General features: G+C 53.5%; 3 protein-coding genes, 4 tRNA genes and 6 rRNA genes. 12 read left to right on the top strand and 1 reads right to left on the bottom strand.

What is annotated here, in order from left to right:
* Positions 1-94 precede the first annotated feature (94 nt).
* Positions 95-1,501: a PLP-dependent aminotransferase family protein gene (locus tag HEQ17_RS12250; protein WP_296293747.1), complete on the top strand. Its 1,407-nt coding sequence runs from the start codon at positions 95-97 to the stop codon at positions 1,499-1,501.
* A gap of 51 nt (positions 1,502-1,552) precedes the next feature.
* On the opposite strand, the gene HEQ17_RS12245 is transcribed toward HEQ17_RS12250, so the two are convergent.
* The gene (locus tag HEQ17_RS12245; RefSeq protein ID WP_296292988.1) at positions 1,553-3,472 is read right to left on the bottom strand and encodes an ATP-binding cassette domain-containing protein; all 1,920 of its coding nucleotides are present in this window, start codon (positions 3,470-3,472) and stop codon (positions 1,553-1,555) included.
* A gap of 464 nt (positions 3,473-3,936) precedes the next feature.
* Between HEQ17_RS12245 and HEQ17_RS12240 the strand changes: the two genes are divergently transcribed.
* From HEQ17_RS12240 to HEQ17_RS12190, 11 genes are all read left to right on the top strand, one after another.
* Positions 3,937-5,469, top strand: a 16S ribosomal RNA gene (locus tag HEQ17_RS12240).
* 100 nt (positions 5,470-5,569) lie between these two features.
* Positions 5,570-5,646, top strand: a tRNA-Ile gene (locus HEQ17_RS12235).
* 53 nt (positions 5,647-5,699) lie between these two features.
* Positions 5,700-5,775 (top strand) — tRNA-Ala (locus HEQ17_RS12230).
* Positions 5,776-6,204: 429 nt separating this feature from the next.
* A 23S ribosomal RNA gene (locus HEQ17_RS12225) occupies positions 6,205-9,084 on the top strand.
* A gap of 173 nt (positions 9,085-9,257) precedes the next feature.
* Positions 9,258-9,370, top strand: a 5S ribosomal RNA gene (gene rrf, locus HEQ17_RS12220).
* A 343-nt stretch (positions 9,371-9,713) separates the two neighbouring features.
* A 16S ribosomal RNA gene (locus HEQ17_RS12215) occupies positions 9,714-11,246 on the top strand.
* 100 nt (positions 11,247-11,346) lie between these two features.
* A tRNA-Ile gene (locus HEQ17_RS12210) sits at positions 11,347-11,423 on the top strand.
* 53 nt (positions 11,424-11,476) lie between these two features.
* Positions 11,477-11,552: transfer RNA gene (locus tag HEQ17_RS12205), tRNA-Ala, on the top strand.
* A 429-nt stretch (positions 11,553-11,981) separates the two neighbouring features.
* A 23S ribosomal RNA gene (locus HEQ17_RS12200) occupies positions 11,982-14,861 on the top strand.
* Between the two features lie 173 nt (positions 14,862-15,034).
* Positions 15,035-15,147, top strand: a 5S ribosomal RNA gene (rrf, locus tag HEQ17_RS12195).
* Together the 16S, 23S and 5S rRNA genes with 4 tRNA genes alongside form the textbook arrangement of a ribosomal RNA operon.
* Before the next feature lie 203 nt (positions 15,148-15,350).
* Positions 15,351-17,684 carry a bifunctional salicylyl-CoA 5-hydroxylase/oxidoreductase gene (locus tag HEQ17_RS12190; RefSeq protein ID WP_296292987.1) on the top strand — a complete coding sequence of 778 codons (2,334 nt, stop codon included), beginning with the start codon at positions 15,351-15,353 and terminating at the stop codon, positions 17,682-17,684.

The raw sequence follows: 17,684 nt of genomic DNA, 5'->3' as shown, positions 1-17,684 counted from the left end.
AATAAGTACAGTATCAATACAGTTTACGAGATCATTTATAAAACTGTATTGCTTCGCTTGACCGCACACTTTGGATTGAATGCCACCCATGTCTTTGCTCAGTCGTGAATCCAGCCAACCCCTGACCGAACAGCTCGCGCAGCGTTTTGTAACGCGCATGCGCGACCAGTTGTTGGTTTCTGGGGCGCGCTTGCCATCGGTTCGGCAATGTGCCCAGATGCATGGCGTGAGTGCCTCCACCGTGGTGGCCGCTTACGACTGGCTGGTTGCGCAGGGCTGGGTCGAGGCGCGTCCGAACCGGGGCTTTTTTGTGCGTGACCGGGTGCAACGCACGCCGTCCACTTCGCTGGCGGTTGAGGGCTTGGTGCCCAGTCCGCCGCCTGTGAATGCCGCCAGTCTGATCCGGGGCATGTTCCATCAGCCCAGCGCTGAGCCGCAACCGGGGATGGGCGTGTTTCCTCCAGATTGGCTGGATGCCGACTTTTTGTCGGCAGCTTTGCGTAAGGTGGTGGCCAGCCCGGCTTTGCGTGAGTCATCTTTGCGTTACGGCGAGCCGCAAGGGGACAGCGGTTTGCGCGAAATTTTGTCGGCCAAGCTGTCAAGCTTGGGTTTGCACGCGACGCCAGGGCAACTGATCACCACCGTGGGGGCGACCCATGCGCTGGACATCATCAGCCGCACCCTGTTGCGTCCTGGTGACTGCGTGATGGTGGAGGAGCCCGGTTGGGCCATTGAATTCGCCCGCTTGCAAAACCTGGGTGTGCGCATCTTGCCTGTGCCACGATTGGAGATTGGGCCGGACCTGGATGTGGTGGAACGTTATGCGCAGTTGCATGCACCCAAGATGATGGTCAGTGTGTCGGTCTTGCACAACCCCACAGGTTATGGCTTGTCCTTGCCTTGTGCGCACCAGTTGGTGAATCTGGCGCACCGCTACAACTTCCATGTGGTCGAAGACGACACCTATGGGCACATGGCCCCGTCGCATGCGGTGCGCTTGTCGGTGCTCGATGGCTTGCAAAAAACCATCTACGTCAGCGGCTATGCCAAGATCCTCGCGCCCAGTTGGCGCGTGGGTTACCTGGCGGCTCCGGCCGATTTGAAAGATGCGTTTTTGGACACCAAGCTTTTGTCCACACTCACCACCCCGGTGCTGTTCGAAAAGGCGCTGGCCTTGTGCCTGGAGCAAGGCGCGATCCGGCGGCACACCGAGCGCTTGTCGCAATTGCTGGATGTCGCCCGCAGCCGCAGTGTGAAGCTGGCGCTGGCGCACGGTTGCCAGTTCGTGGCAGCGCCTCAAGGCCTGTTTGGCTGGGTGGATGTGGGGGTTGACACCGATCTGCTGGCGCTGCGCATGCACGATGTCGGTTACCTGTTGGCCCCCGGTTCCTTGTTCCATGCCGATCGCAGGCCCGGCTCGTTGATGCGGGTGAACTTTGCGAGCACGCAAGATGACAAATTCTGGCGCGCCTTGGCCAAGACGCGGCAGGCTTTGCTGTAGTTTTCCCCCGGGGCTTGATGTTCTTTGAGTCTTCACACCCTTGGCGGGTGCTCAACGGGTCGACAAAATTTCCCAGCGTTCCATGGCGGCCAGCAGCTGGTCATCGATTTCCGTATCGCGGCGGAACAGTTGTTGCGCCTGCCCGGGGTCGCGCTGGTAAACGCTGCCGTCGGACAGTTGCGCACGCACGTTGGTTTGCTCCTTTTCCAAGTTCTCTATTTTTGTTGGCAGCTCGGCCAGCTCGCGTTGTTCTTTGTAGCTGAGCTTGCTGCGTGTTGGGGTGCTTGCTGCGGGGGCTGATGACGCTGGGATGGGGCTTGCGGCTGGGGCTGCCTGAATTGGGGTGCCGCTGCGCTGCGCCGTTTGAGCCCGAATGGCCTGAGCACGTTTGGATTGGACCAGCCAGTCCTGCACCGAGCCCTCGTACTCGCGCCAAAAACCAGGTTGGTCTGGGGCGCTTTCGCAGGCAATGATGCCCGTGACCACGTTGTCCATGAAGGCGCGGTCGTGGCTGACCAGGAACACCGTGCCTTCGTAGGTTTGCAGCAGCTCTTCGAGCAATTCAAGGGTTTCGATGTCCAGGTCGTTGGTCGGTTCGTCCAGCACCAGCACGTTGGCTGGTCGCGCAAACAAGCGGGCCAACAGAAGACGGTTGCGTTCACCGCCCGACAGTGAGCGCACCGGCGAAGTGCCGCGTGCGGGCGAGAACAAAAAGTCACCCAGGTAGCTCTTGACGTGCTGGCGTTTGTTGCCAATCTCGATCCATTCGCTGCCGGGGCTGATGAAGTCTTCCAGCGTGGCGTCCAGGTCCAGCGCATCGCGCATTTGGTCAAAATAGGCCACTTCGAGCTTGGTGCCACGGCGCACTTCACCGCTGTCGGCTTCAAGCTCGCCCAAAATCAGTTTGAGCAAGGTGGTTTTGCCGGCACCGTTGGGGCCCAATAAGCCGATCTTGTCGCCACGCAGCAAGGTGCCGGTGAATTTCTGGATCACAGTGCGCACCGAGCCGTCGGGTTGGGTGAAGCTTTTGCTCACGTCGGTCAGTTCGGCCACCAGCTTGCCGCTTGGCACACCCGAGGCGACTTCCATCTTCACGTTGCCCACTTTTTCACGTCGTGCTGCACGTTCGCCGCGCAGGTTTTGCAGCCGAGTGATGCGGCTTTGACTGCGGGTGCGGCGCGCTTCTACGCCTTTGCGGATCCAGATCTCTTCTTGGGCCAGCAATTTGTCAGCCTTGGCCTGAATCACGGATTCTTGAGCGAGTTGCTCTTCTTTTTGTACTTGGTAGGCGGCGTAGTTGCCCGGGTAAGGGCGCAGCTTGCCGCGGTCCAACTCCACAATGCGGGTGGCGATGCGGTCCAAGAATGCCCGGTCGTGCGTGATGGCGATCACGCTGCCCTTGAAGTCGATCAACAGATCTTCCAGCCAGGTGATGGCGTTCAGGTCCAGGTGGTTGGTGGGCTCGTCCAATAAGAGAACGTCTGGGCGGGTCACCAAAGCTTGCGCCAGGGCCACGCGCTTGCGCATCCCCCCGGACAGCGATTGCACCACCGCACGGGGGTCCAGTTGCAAGCGTTGCAGGGTTTCGTCCAGCCGCTGCTCCCAGCCCCACCCATCGCGCGATTCGATGAGCCCTTGCAAAGTGTCCAGGTCGCCCCGGCTGTGGGTGTAATCGTCGATCCATTGCACCACTTCGGCCAAGCCTTCACGCACAGACTCAAAAATGGTGTGCTCAGCGACCAGGATGGGCTCCTGAGCCACGTAGGCGATGCGAACGCCTTGCTGTACATGCAAGTTACCGTCGTCTGGGCGCTCCATGCCCGCCAGAATCTTGAGTAAGGATGATTTGCCGGTGCCGTTGCGACCAATCAAGCCGATGCGCTCAGTCGTCTCCAAAGAGAAGTCGGCGTGATCGAGGAGGGCGACGTGACCAAAAGCCAGAGACGCGTTCAGGAGTGTGAGTAATGCCATGGGCCGATTATCCCGGGGCGGTTGCAAAAATGATTCGAAAAATTCAAAAAGATGGATAAGGACCCAAAAGCTGTGTCACAATGGAGGGCTTCGCTGGGCACAAAGCAGTTTTCGCAAGAAAGTCAAGGCAGGCGGTGAAGATGTTTTTGAGAAGATCACAAGGATCGAAAAAATTTTCAAAAACTTGACGCGGCCTTAAAAACTGTGCCATAATTTGAGGCTTCGCTGATCGCAGCGAGGCAAGATAAGGTGATGAGAGTTGCCTAGGTTCTTTAAAAATATACAGCCGATAAGCGTGGGCGTTTGATGGTGATTGCCAAGTTCTTCGGAACTTAGCTTTAATTAGCTAACAAACGCTCATGAAGTAAAAAAGATGTGGAAATCAGAGATGGTGACCACGTCGATTCCAATTTATGAGTTGCTTGAGACTGTTAAAGGTCAAGAGCGAAAAAAAAATCAAGATCGAACTATAGAGTTTGATCCTGGCTCAGATTGAACGCTGGCGGAATGCTTTACACATGCAAGTCGAACGGTAGAGGGGGCAACCCCTTGAGAGTGGCGAACGGGTGAGTAATATATCGGAACGTGCCCAGTCGTGGGGGATAACGTAGCGAAAGTTACGCTAATACCGCATACGATCTAAGGATGAAAGCGGGGGACTCGCAAGAGCCTCGCGCGATTGGAGCGGCCGATATCAGATTAGGTAGTTGGTGGGGTAAAGGCTCACCAAGCCAACGATCTGTAGCTGGTCTGAGAGGACGACCAGCCACACTGGAACTGAGACACGGTCCAGACTCCTACGGGAGGCAGCAGTGGGGAATTTTGGACAATGGACGCAAGTCTGATCCAGCCATTCCGCGTGCAGGATGAAGGCCCTCGGGTTGTAAACTGCTTTTGTACGGAACGAAAAGGTTTCTATTAATACCAGGAGCTCATGACGGTACCGTAAGAATAAGCACCGGCTAACTACGTGCCAGCAGCCGCGGTAATACGTAGGGTGCAAGCGTTAATCGGAATTACTGGGCGTAAAGCGTGCGCAGGCGGTTATATAAGACAGATGTGAAATCCCCGGGCTCAACCTGGGAACTGCATTTGTGACTGTATAGCTAGAGTACGGTAGAGGGGGATGGAATTCCGCGTGTAGCAGTGAAATGCGTAGATATGCGGAGGAACACCGATGGCGAAGGCAATCCCCTGGACCTGTACTGACGCTCATGCACGAAAGCGTGGGGAGCAAACAGGATTAGATACCCTGGTAGTCCACGCCCTAAACGATGTCAACTGGTTGTTGGGTCTTCACTGACTCAGTAACGAAGCTAACGCGTGAAGTTGACCGCCTGGGGAGTACGGCCGCAAGGTTGAAACTCAAAGGAATTGACGGGGACCCGCACAAGCGGTGGATGATGTGGTTTAATTCGATGCAACGCGAAAAACCTTACCCACCTTTGACATGTACGGAAGCCTTTAGAGATAAAGGCGTGCTCGAAAGAGAGCCGTAACACAGGTGCTGCATGGCTGTCGTCAGCTCGTGTCGTGAGATGTTGGGTTAAGTCCCGCAACGAGCGCAACCCTTGTCATTAGTTGCTACATTCAGTTGGGCACTCTAATGAGACTGCCGGTGACAAACCGGAGGAAGGTGGGGATGACGTCAAGTCCTCATGGCCCTTATAGGTGGGGCTACACACGTCATACAATGGCTGGTACAAAGGGTTGCCAACCCGCGAGGGGGAGCCAATCCCATAAAACCAGTCGTAGTCCGGATCGCAGTCTGCAACTCGACTGCGTGAAGTCGGAATCGCTAGTAATCGTGGATCAGAATGTCACGGTGAATACGTTCCCGGGTCTTGTACACACCGCCCGTCACACCATGGGAGCGGGTCTCGCCAGAAGTAGTTAGCCTAACCGCAAGGAGGGCGATTACCACGGCGGGGTTCGTGACTGGGGTGAAGTCGTAACAAGGTAGCCGTATCGGAAGGTGCGGCTGGATCACCTCCTTTCTGGAAACTGCAATCTAAATTGAACGCTCACACTTATCGGTTGTTGGAAGGGTAGTCGCTGACGGCTATGGGTAAGCCCCAAGTCATTGGCGGCCGGCTTGGGTCTGTAGCTCAGTTGGTTAGAGCACTGTGTTGATAACGCAGGGGTCGTTGGTTCGAGACCAACCAGACCCACCAATCCTTCTGAGGACGGTGCTGAAAGGCGCCAAGGTAGAGACGTTGAAGACAACGGGGGATTAGCTCAGCTGGGAGAGCACCTGCTTTGCAAGCAGGGGGTCGTCGGTTCGATCCCGTCATCCTCCACCACCACTTATCGAATGTTGACGGGGCCTGAAAAGGGTTCTGATGCATGTTCATTCAAAACAAAAGTGACTTGGCAAGAGATTGCACAGGTTGTTTTTGTGTTGATTGATATTGATCGATTAACAAGTGTCGAAAGACACACGGCTGTTCTTTAAAAATTCATAGAGTCGAATCAGAGTTGCCAGGGGAAACCGCACATTCGTAAAGGTTTAGTGCGGACCGTGCCCCTGGTGACAATTTTTTGATTGCGTCAAAACGAATATTCAAACGACGTTTGAAATTCAAGTAAAGACGAATTGTTCTTTTGATATTGGATGGAAACATCCGGTGTTGAGGAATTATTCATTTACGGCATAACGCGTCAGGTGGAAGACCTGACAGACATTCCTTGAAAACAACGATGAGGTCTCGCAAGAGAGTTCAAAGTTATAGGGTCAAGTGAATAAGAGCATGTGGTGGATGCCTTGGCAATGATAGGCGACGAAAGACGTGAAAGCCTGCGATAAGCTTCGGGGAGCTGGCAAATAAGCTTTGATCCGGAGATTTCTGAATGGGGAAACCCACCCTTAGGGGTATCGCATGATGAATACATAGTCATGCGAGGCGAACCGGGTGAACTGAAACATCTCAGTAGCTCGAGGAAAAGACATCAACCGAGATTCCGAAAGTAGTGGCGAGCGAAATCGGAAGAGCCTGTTAGTGATAGCACAATTGTTAGCAAAGCGGCATGGAAAGGCCGACCATAGTGGGTGATAGTCCCGTATGCGAAAACAAATGTGTGGTACTGAGCTAACGACAAGTAGGGCGGGACACGAGAAATCCTGTCTGAATATGGGGGGACCATCCTCCAAGGCTAAATACTCATCATTGACCGATAGTGAACAAGTACCGTGAGGGAAAGGCGAAAAGAACCCCGGGAGGGGAGTGAAATAGATCCTGAAACCGCATGCTTACAAAAAGTAGGAGCCTCGAAAGGGGTGACTGCGTACCTTTTGTATAATGGGTCAGCGACTTACATTCAGTGGCAAGGTTAACCGAATAGGGAAGCCGTAGAGAAATCGAGTCCGAATAGGGCGATCAGTCGCTGGGTGTAGACCCGAAACCAAGTGATCTATCCATGGGCAGGATGAAGGTGCCGTAACAGGTACTGGAGGTCCGAACCGACTAATGTTGCAAAATTAGCGGATGACCTGTGGATAGGGGTGAAAGGCTAAACAAACTTGGAAATAGCTGGTTCTCTCCGAAAACTATTTAGGTAGTGCCTCAAGTATTACCATCGGGGGTAGAGCACTGTTTTGGCTAGGGGGTCATGGCGACTTACCAAACCAAGGCAAACTCCGAATACCGATGAGTACAGCTTGGGAGACAGAGCACCGGGTGCTAACGTCCGGACTCAAGAGGGAAACAACCCAGACCGCCAGCTAAGGTCCCTAAAATTGGCTAAGTGGGAAACGAAGTGGGAAGGCTAAAACAGTCAGGATGTTGGCTTAGAAGCAGCCATCATTTAAAGAAAGCGTAATAGCTCACTGATCGAGTCGTCCTGCGCGGAAGATGTAACGGGGCTAAGCCAGTTACCGAAGCTGCGGATTTGCAATTTATTGCAAGTGGTAGGAGAGCGTTCTGTAGGCCTGTGAAGGTGGTGGTGTAAACCCTGCTGGAGGTATCAGAAGTGCGAATGCTGACATGAGTAGCGTTAAAGGGGGTGAAAAGCCCCCTCGCCGTAAGCGCAAGGTTTTCTACGCAACGTTCATCGGCGTAGAGTGAGTCGGCCCCTAAGGCGAGGCAGAGATGCGTAGCTGATGGGAAACAGGTCAATATTCCTGTACCGATGACAAGTGCGATGTGGGGACGGAGAAGGTTAGCTCAGCCAACTGTTGGACATGTTGGTTCAAGCCTGTAGTCGTGCCTGGTAGGCAAATCCGCCGGGCTTAGATGAGGGGTGATAACGAGGGTGCTTGCACCTGAAGTGAGTGATACCCTGCTTCCAGGAAAAGCCACTAAGCTTCAGCTTGTCATTGACCGTACCGCAAACCGACACTGGTGCGCGAGATGAGTATTCTAAGGCGCTTGAGAGAACTCAGGAGAAGGAACTCGGCAAATTGATACCGTAACTTCGGGAGAAGGTATGCCCCTATTAGGTGAACTTGAACAAAGGGAGCCGAACGGGGTTGCAAAAAATCGGTGGCTGCGACTGTTTAATAAAAACACAGCACTCTGCAAACACGAAAGTGGACGTATAGGGTGTGACGCCTGCCCGGTGCTGGAAGATTAAATGATGGGGTGCAAGCTCTTGATTGAAGTCCCAGTAAACGGCGGCCGTAACTATAACGGTCCTAAGGTAGCGAAATTCCTTGTCGGGTAAGTTCCGACCTGCACGAATGGCGTAACGATGGCCACACTGTCTCCTCCTGAGACTCAGCGAAGTTGAAATGTTTGTGATGATGCAATCTCCCCGCGGAAAGACGGAAAGACCCCATGAACCTTTACTGTAGCTTTGTATTGGACTTTGAACAGATCTGTGTAGGATAGGTGGGAGGCTTTGAAGCGAGGTCGCTAGATCTTGTGGAGCCAACGTTGAAATACCACCCTGGTGTGTTTGAGGTTCTAACCTAGGTCCATTATCTGGATCGGGGACAGTGCATGGTAGGCAGTTTGACTGGGGCGGTCTCCTCCCAAAGCGTAACGGAGGAGTTCGAAGGTACGCTAGTTACGGTCGGACATCGTGATAATAGTGCAATGGCATAAGCGTGCTTAACTGCGAGACTGACAAGTCGAGCAGATACGAAAGTAGGACATAGTGATCCGGTGGTTCTGTATGGAAGGGCCATCGCTCAACGGATAAAAGGTACTCTGGGGATAACAGGCTGATACCGCCCAAGAGTTCATATCGACGGCGGTGTTTGGCACCTCGATGTCGGCTCATCTCATCCTGGGGCTGTAGCCGGTCCCAAGGGTATGGCTGTTCGCCATTTAAAGAGGTACGTGAGCTGGGTTTAAAACGTCGTGAGACAGTTTGGTCCCTATCTTCCGTGGGCGCTGCAGATTTGAGGAAGCCTGCTCCTAGTACGAGAGGACCGGAGTGGACACACCTCTGGTGTATCGGTTGTCACGCCAGTGGCATTGCCGAGTAGCTAAGTGTGGAAGAGATAACCGCTGAAAGCATCTAAGCGGGAAACTCGTTTCAAGATGAGATCTGCCGGGGCCTTGAGCCCCCTAAAGAGTCGTTCAAGACCAGGACGTTGATAGGCAGGGTGTGGAAGCGCAGTAATGCGTTAAGCTAACCTGTACTAATTGCTCGTGAGGCTTGACCCTATAACTTTGATCACACGCCGCAAGGTGTGCATTGGTCAGGGAAGTTATGCCAAGTTGACGCATTCAAAAAAGGCTGAAAGGCCGGGTTAGTAGCCCGGTTAAAGGGCCAAAATCTGATTCGAAACTCTATGAATTTGTTGTTTTGACTTGCGTCAAGACGACACCCAGTTATGCCTGATGACCATAGCAAGTTGGCCCCACTCCTTCCCATCTCGAACAGGACCGTGAAACGACTTAGCGCCGATGATAGTGCGGATTCCCGTGTGAAAGTAGGACATCGTCAGGCTTCTAACAGCCCGAAACGCCTCACCTTACGGTGGGGCGTTTTCTTTAGAAGACATCAAAAATCTTGTAAAGAAAGCGCAAAAGCGTGATACAATGGAAGGCTTCGCTGATCGCAGCGAGGCAAGATAAGGTGATGAGAGTTGCCTAGGTTCTTTAAAAATATACAGCCGATAAGCGTGGGCGTTTGATGGTGATTGCCAAGTTCTTCGGAACTTAGCTTTAATTAGCTAACAAACGCTCATGAAGTAAAAAAGATGTGGAAATCAGAGATGGTGACCACGTCGATTCCAATTTATGAGTTGCTTGAGACTGTTAAAGGTCAAGAGCGAAAAAAAATCAAGATCGAACTATAGAGTTTGATCCTGGCTCAGATTGAACGCTGGCGGAATGCTTTACACATGCAAGTCGAACGGTAGAGGGGGCAACCCCTTGAGAGTGGCGAACGGGTGAGTAATATATCGGAACGTGCCCAGTCGTGGGGGATAACGTAGCGAAAGTTACGCTAATACCGCATACGATCTAAGGATGAAAGCGGGGGACTCGCAAGAGCCTCGCGCGATTGGAGCGGCCGATATCAGATTAGGTAGTTGGTGGGGTAAAGGCTCACCAAGCCAACGATCTGTAGCTGGTCTGAGAGGACGACCAGCCACACTGGAACTGAGACACGGTCCAGACTCCTACGGGAGGCAGCAGTGGGGAATTTTGGACAATGGACGCAAGTCTGATCCAGCCATTCCGCGTGCAGGATGAAGGCCCTCGGGTTGTAAACTGCTTTTGTACGGAACGAAAAGGTTTCTATTAATACCAGGAGCTCATGACGGTACCGTAAGAATAAGCACCGGCTAACTACGTGCCAGCAGCCGCGGTAATACGTAGGGTGCAAGCGTTAATCGGAATTACTGGGCGTAAAGCGTGCGCAGGCGGTTATATAAGACAGATGTGAAATCCCCGGGCTCAACCTGGGAACTGCATTTGTGACTGTATAGCTAGAGTACGGTAGAGGGGGATGGAATTCCGCGTGTAGCAGTGAAATGCGTAGATATGCGGAGGAACACCGATGGCGAAGGCAATCCCCTGGACCTGTACTGACGCTCATGCACGAAAGCGTGGGGAGCAAACAGGATTAGATACCCTGGTAGTCCACGCCCTAAACGATGTCAACTGGTTGTTGGGTCTTCACTGACTCAGTAACGAAGCTAACGCGTGAAGTTGACCGCCTGGGGAGTACGGCCGCAAGGTTGAAACTCAAAGGAATTGACGGGGACCCGCACAAGCGGTGGATGATGTGGTTTAATTCGATGCAACGCGAAAAACCTTACCCACCTTTGACATGTACGGAAGCCTTTAGAGATAAAGGCGTGCTCGAAAGAGAGCCGTAACACAGGTGCTGCATGGCTGTCGTCAGCTCGTGTCGTGAGATGTTGGGTTAAGTCCCGCAACGAGCGCAACCCTTGTCATTAGTTGCTACATTCAGTTGGGCACTCTAATGAGACTGCCGGTGACAAACCGGAGGAAGGTGGGGATGACGTCAAGTCCTCATGGCCCTTATAGGTGGGGCTACACACGTCATACAATGGCTGGTACAAAGGGTTGCCAACCCGCGAGGGGGAGCCAATCCCATAAAACCAGTCGTAGTCCGGATCGCAGTCTGCAACTCGACTGCGTGAAGTCGGAATCGCTAGTAATCGTGGATCAGAATGTCACGGTGAATACGTTCCCGGGTCTTGTACACACCGCCCGTCACACCATGGGAGCGGGTCTCGCCAGAAGTAGTTAGCCTAACCGCAAGGAGGGCGATTACCACGGCGGGGTTCGTGACTGGGGTGAAGTCGTAACAAGGTAGCCGTATCGGAAGGTGCGGCTGGATCACCTCCTTTCTGGAAACTGCAATCTAAATTGAACGCTCACACTTATCGGTTGTTGGAAGGGTAGTCGCTGACGGCTATGGGTAAGCCCCAAGTCATTGGCGGCCGGCTTGGGTCTGTAGCTCAGTTGGTTAGAGCACTGTGTTGATAACGCAGGGGTCGTTGGTTCGAGACCAACCAGACCCACCAATCCTTCTGAGGACGGTGCTGAAAGGCGCCAAGGTAGAGACGTTGAAGACAACGGGGGATTAGCTCAGCTGGGAGAGCACCTGCTTTGCAAGCAGGGGGTCGTCGGTTCGATCCCGTCATCCTCCACCACCACTTATCGAATGTTGACGGGGCCTGAAAAGGGTTCTGATGCATGTTCATTCAAAACAAAAGTGACTTGGCAAGAGATTGCACAGGTTGTTTTTGTGTTGATTGATATTGATCGATTAACAAGTGTCGAAAGACACACGGCTGTTCTTTAAAAATTCATAGAGTCGAATCAGAGTTGCCAGGGGAAACCGCACATTCGTAAAGGTTTAGTGCGGACCGTGCCCCTGGTGACAATTTTTTGATTGCGTCAAAACGAATATTCAAACGACGTTTGAAATTCAAGTAAAGACGAATTGTTCTTTTGATATTGGATGGAAACATCCGGTGTTGAGGAATTATTCATTTACGGCATAACGCGTCAGGTGGAAGACCTGACAGACATTCCTTGAAAACAACGATGAGGTCTCGCAAGAGAGTTCAAAGTTATAGGGTCAAGTGAATAAGAGCATGTGGTGGATGCCTTGGCAATGATAGGCGACGAAAGACGTGAAAGCCTGCGATAAGCTTCGGGGAGCTGGCAAATAAGCTTTGATCCGGAGATTTCTGAATGGGGAAACCCACCCTTAGGGGTATCGCATGATGAATACATAGTCATGCGAGGCGAACCGGGTGAACTGAAACATCTCAGTAGCTCGAGGAAAAGACATCAACCGAGATTCCGAAAGTAGTGGCGAGCGAAATCGGAAGAGCCTGTTAGTGATAGCACAATTGTTAGCAAAGCGGCATGGAAAGGCCGACCATAGTGGGTGATAGTCCCGTATGCGAAAACAAATGTGTGGTACTGAGCTAACGACAAGTAGGGCGGGACACGAGAAATCCTGTCTGAATATGGGGGGACCATCCTCCAAGGCTAAATACTCATCATTGACCGATAGTGAACAAGTACCGTGAGGGAAAGGCGAAAAGAACCCCGGGAGGGGAGTGAAATAGATCCTGAAACCGCATGCTTACAAAAAGTAGGAGCCTCGAAAGGGGTGACTGCGTACCTTTTGTATAATGGGTCAGCGACTTACATTCAGTGGCAAGGTTAACCGAATAGGGAAGCCGTAGAGAAATCGAGTCCGAATAGGGCGATCAGTCGCTGGGTGTAGACCCGAAACCAAGTGATCTATCCATGGGCAGGATGAAGGTGCCGTAACAGGTACTGGAGGTCCGAACCGACTAATGTTGCAAAATTAGCGGATGACCTGTGGATAGGGGTGAAAGGCTAAACAAACTTGGAAATAGCTGGTTCTCTCCGAAAACTATTTAGGTAGTGCCTCAAGTATTACCATCGGGGGTAGAGCACTGTTTTGGCTAGGGGGTCATGGCGACTTACCAAACCAAGGCAAACTCCGAATACCGATGAGTACAGCTTGGGAGACAGAGCACCGGGTGCTAACGTCCGGACTCAAGAGGGAAACAACCCAGACCGCCAGCTAAGGTCCCTAAAATTGGCTAAGTGGGAAACGAAGTGGGAAGGCTAAAACAGTCAGGATGTTGGCTTAGAAGCAGCCATCATTTAAAGAAAGCGTAATAGCTCACTGATCGAGTCGTCCTGCGCGGAAGATGTAACGGGGCTAAGCCAGTTACCGAAGCTGCGGATTTGCAATTTATTGCAAGTGGTAGGAGAGCGTTCTGTAGGCCTGTGAAGGTGGTGGTGTAAACCCTGCTGGAGGTATCAGAAGTGCGAATGCTGACATGAGTAGCGTTAAAGGGGGTGAAAAGCCCCCTCGCCGTAAGCGCAAGGTTTTCTACGCAACGTTCATCGGCGTAGAGTGAGTCGGCCCCTAAGGCGAGGCAGAGATGCGTAGCTGATGGGAAACAGGTCAATATTCCTGTACCGATGACAAGTGCGATGTGGGGACGGAGAAGGTTAGCTCAGCCAACTGTTGGACATGTTGGTTCAAGCCTGTAGTCGTGCCTGGTAGGCAAATCCGCCGGGCTTAGATGAGGGGTGATAACGAGGGTGCTTGCACCTGAAGTGAGTGATACCCTGCTTCCAGGAAAAGCCACTAAGCTTCAGCTTGTCATTGACCGTACCGCAAACCGACACTGGTGCGCGAGATGAGTATTCTAAGGCGCTTGAGAGAACTCAGGAGAAGGAACTCGGCAAATTGATACCGTAACTTCGGGAGAAGGTATGCCCCTATTAGGTGAACTTGAACAAAGGGAGCCGAACGGGGTTGCAAAAAATCGGTGGCTGCGACTGTTTAATAAAAACACAGCACTCTGCAAACACGAAAGTGGACGTATAGGGTGTGACGCCTGCCCGGTGCTGGAAGATTAAATGATGGGGTGCAAGCTCTTGATTGAAGTCCCAGTAAACGGCGGCCGTAACTATAACGGTCCTAAGGTAGCGAAATTCCTTGTCGGGTAAGTTCCGACCTGCACGAATGGCGTAACGATGGCCACACTGTCTCCTCCTGAGACTCAGCGAAGTTGAAATGTTTGTGATGATGCAATCTCCCCGCGGAAAGACGGAAAGACCCCATGAACCTTTACTGTAGCTTTGTATTGGACTTTGAACAGATCTGTGTAGGATAGGTGGGAGGCTTTGAAGCGAGGTCGCTAGATCTTGTGGAGCCAACGTTGAAATACCACCCTGGTGTGTTTGAGGTTCTAACCTAGGTCCATTATCTGGATCGGGGACAGTGCATGGTAGGCAGTTTGACTGGGGCGGTCTCCTCCCAAAGCGTAACGGAGGAGTTCGAAGGTACGCTAGTTACGGTCGGACATCGTGATAATAGTGCAATGGCATAAGCGTGCTTAACTGCGAGACTGACAAGTCGAGCAGATACGAAAGTAGGACATAGTGATCCGGTGGTTCTGTATGGAAGGGCCATCGCTCAACGGATAAAAGGTACTCTGGGGATAACAGGCTGATACCGCCCAAGAGTTCATATCGACGGCGGTGTTTGGCACCTCGATGTCGGCTCATCTCATCCTGGGGCTGTAGCCGGTCCCAAGGGTATGGCTGTTCGCCATTTAAAGAGGTACGTGAGCTGGGTTTAAAACGTCGTGAGACAGTTTGGTCCCTATCTTCCGTGGGCGCTGCAGATTTGAGGAAGCCTGCTCCTAGTACGAGAGGACCGGAGTGGACACACCTCTGGTGTATCGGTTGTCACGCCAGTGGCATTGCCGAGTAGCTAAGTGTGGAAGAGATAACCGCTGAAAGCATCTAAGCGGGAAACTCGTTTCAAGATGAGATCTGCCGGGGCCTTGAGCCCCCTAAAGAGTCGTTCAAGACCAGGACGTTGATAGGCAGGGTGTGGAAGCGCAGTAATGCGTTAAGCTAACCTGTACTAATTGCTCGTGAGGCTTGACCCTATAACTTTGATCACACGCCGCAAGGTGTGCATTGGTCAGGGAAGTTATGCCAAGTTGACGCATTCAAAAAAGGCTGAAAGGCCGGGTTAGTAGCCCGGTTAAAGGGCCAAAATCTGATTCGAAACTCTATGAATTTGTTGTTTTGACTTGCGTCAAGACGACACCCAGTTATGCCTGATGACCATAGCAAGTTGGCCCCACTCCTTCCCATCTCGAACAGGACCGTGAAACGACTTAGCGCCGATGATAGTGCGGATTCCCGTGTGAAAGTAGGACATCGTCAGGCTTCTAACAGCCCGAAACGCCTCACCTTACGGTGGGGCGTTTTGCTTTGTGCGAAGCATTTCTTCAACCGCACCACCCCTTAATTTTTGCTTCTCTACGGGTTAGCACCCGATTGACCGTCATCTCATTTGCTTTAATACTTGAGGTTTGAAATATATAGGCCTTAATTAATGGCCTGTTCGGTCCGTTGCAAAGAGAACCAATATGAAAATCGTGTGCATTGGCGGTGGTCCCTCGGGTTTGTACTTCGCGTTGCTGATGAAAAAACTCGGCCCCCACCACGACATCACCGTGGTCGAGCGCAACAAGCCCTACGACACCTTCGGCTGGGGCGTGGTGTTTTCGGACCAGACGCTGGAGAACATGCGCGAGTGGGACAAAGAAACCGCTGCAGAGGTGGAACAAGCATTCAACCATTGGGATGACATTGAGCTGCACTTCAAAGACCGGGTGATCCGTTCAGGCGGTCACGGCTTTGTGGGCATCGGTCGCAAGAAGTTGCTTAACATCTTGCAGGATCGCTGCGAACAGGTCGGCGTCAAGCTCTTGTTTGAGCAAGATGTGAATTCCGATCTCGACTTTCCCGATGCCGACCTGATCATCGCCAGCGACGGTGTCAATTCGCGTGTGCGAAGCCGGTTGCCCGAAGTGTTCAAGCCCGATATTGTGACGCGTCCCAATCGATTCATCTGGCTCGGCACCAACCGCCAGTACGACGCCTTTACTTTCTTGTTCGAGAAGACCGAGCATGGCTGGTTTCAGGCCCACGTCTACAAGTTTGACAACCAAACCTCGACCTTCATCGTCGAGTGCCCCGAGCACGTCTGGCTGGCGCACGGTCTTGACAAGGCCGATCAGGATGCATCAATAGACTTCTGCGAAAAGCTCTTTGCCAATAACCTGCAAGGCGAAAAGTTGATGACCAACGCCCGCCACCTGCGCGGCTCGGCTTGGTTGAACTTTCAGCGCGTCAAGTGCGAAAACTGGTCGCACTTCAACGGCAACAGCCATGTGGTGTTGATGGGCGATGCGGTGCACACTGCACACTTTGCCATTGGCTCGGGGACCAAACTCGCGCTGGAAGACGCCATCGAACTGGTGCGTCAATTCAAGGCCTTGGGTGACACAGCTGACCGCATCCCCGAGGTGCTGCAGCATTACCAAGCCGTACGTGAGATCGATGTCATCCGCCTGCAAAACGCCGCCTGGAACGCGATGGAGTGGTTCGAGGTGTGCGGCGAGCGTTACTGCGACCAGCTCGAACCCGAGCAGTTCATGTACTCGATGCTCACCCGCAGTCAACGCATCAGTCACGAGAATTTGCGTCTGCGCGATAAGGCTTGGCTAGAGGGCTACGAGGCCTGGTTTGCAGGCCGCACTTCCAAGCCTGGCATTCGCCCACCCATGTTCACGCCCTACACCCAGCGCTCGGTCACGCTCAAGAACCGCGTTGTGGTTTCGCCCATGGCGCAATACATTGCAGTGGACGGCCGAGCGGGGGATGACCACTTGGTGCACCTGGGCGCACGCGCCATGGGCGGCGCAGGTTTGGTCATGGTCGAAATGACCGCGCCCAGTGCCGATGGTCGCATCACCCATGGCTGCCCGGGCCTGTGGAACGATGCGCAGACCGAAGATTTCAAACGCATCACCGATTGGGTGCATGCCAAGTCTGACGCCAAGATTGGCTTGCAAATCGGCCACGCCGGACCCAAAGGTTCGAGCTGCCGCCCATGGCAAGGCCCAGGCATGGACCAGCCCGTGCCTGCCGATGACCCCGAAGGCAACTGGCCATTGATTGCGGCATCCGCCCAACCCTATTTGCCACACGGCGACGTGCCCCGCGCCATGAACCGCGCCGACATGGACCGCGTCACAGCCGAGTTTGTGGCCTGCACACAACGTGCAGTTCCGGCTGGTTTTGACTGGCTCGAACTGCACTGCGCCCACGGCTACCTGCTGTCGAGCTTCATCAGCCCGCTCACCAACCAACGCAGCGACGACTACGGCGGATCGCTCGCCAACCGCCTGCGCTACCCGCTTGAAGTGTTTGCCGCCGTTCGTGCCGCCTGGCCGAAAGACCTGCCCATGTCGGTGCGAATTTCGGCACACGACTGGGTCGAAGGCGGCATCACGCCCAGCGATGCGGTCGAGATCGCCCGCGCCTTCAAGGCCGCTGGTGCCGACATGATCGACTGTTCGTCGGGCCAGGTCAGCGCCAAGCAAAAGCCCACGTACGGCCGCATGTACCAAACCCCCTTTGCCGACCGCATCCGCCAAGAAGCGGGCATCGCCACCATCGCAGTCGGAGCCATCTCTGAAGCCGACCACGTCAACAGCATCTTGGCCGCAGGCCGCGCCGATCTGTGCGCTGTGGCCCGCCCACACCTGGCCAATCCGGCCTGGACACTGACCGAAGCGGCGCGCATCGGCTTCAAAGACATCGTCTGGCCCCGCGCCTACGAATCGGGCAAGCCCCAGCTCGAAGCGGGCTTTGCCCGTGAGCGTGCCATGCAGACTGCGAGTAAGGGGGACTGA

Origin of the sequence: Limnohabitans sp. (genome assembly GCF_023910625.1) — a bacterium.
In the GTDB taxonomy this organism is placed as follows: Bacteria; Pseudomonadota; Gammaproteobacteria; order Burkholderiales; family Burkholderiaceae_C; genus Limnohabitans_A.
The sequence above is the reverse complement of the archived record's forward strand: the minus strand, read 5'-3'. Positions and strand labels throughout refer to the sequence as shown.

Coding starts and splice junctions, on each gene's coding strand:
- HEQ17_RS12245 (WP_296292988.1), bottom strand. CDS start 3,472: ATGGCATTACTCACACTCCTGAACGCGTCTCTGGCTTTTGGTCACGTC.
- HEQ17_RS12190 (WP_296292987.1), top strand. CDS start 15,351: ATGAAAATCGTGTGCATTGGCGGTGGTCCCTCGGGTTTGTACTTCGCG.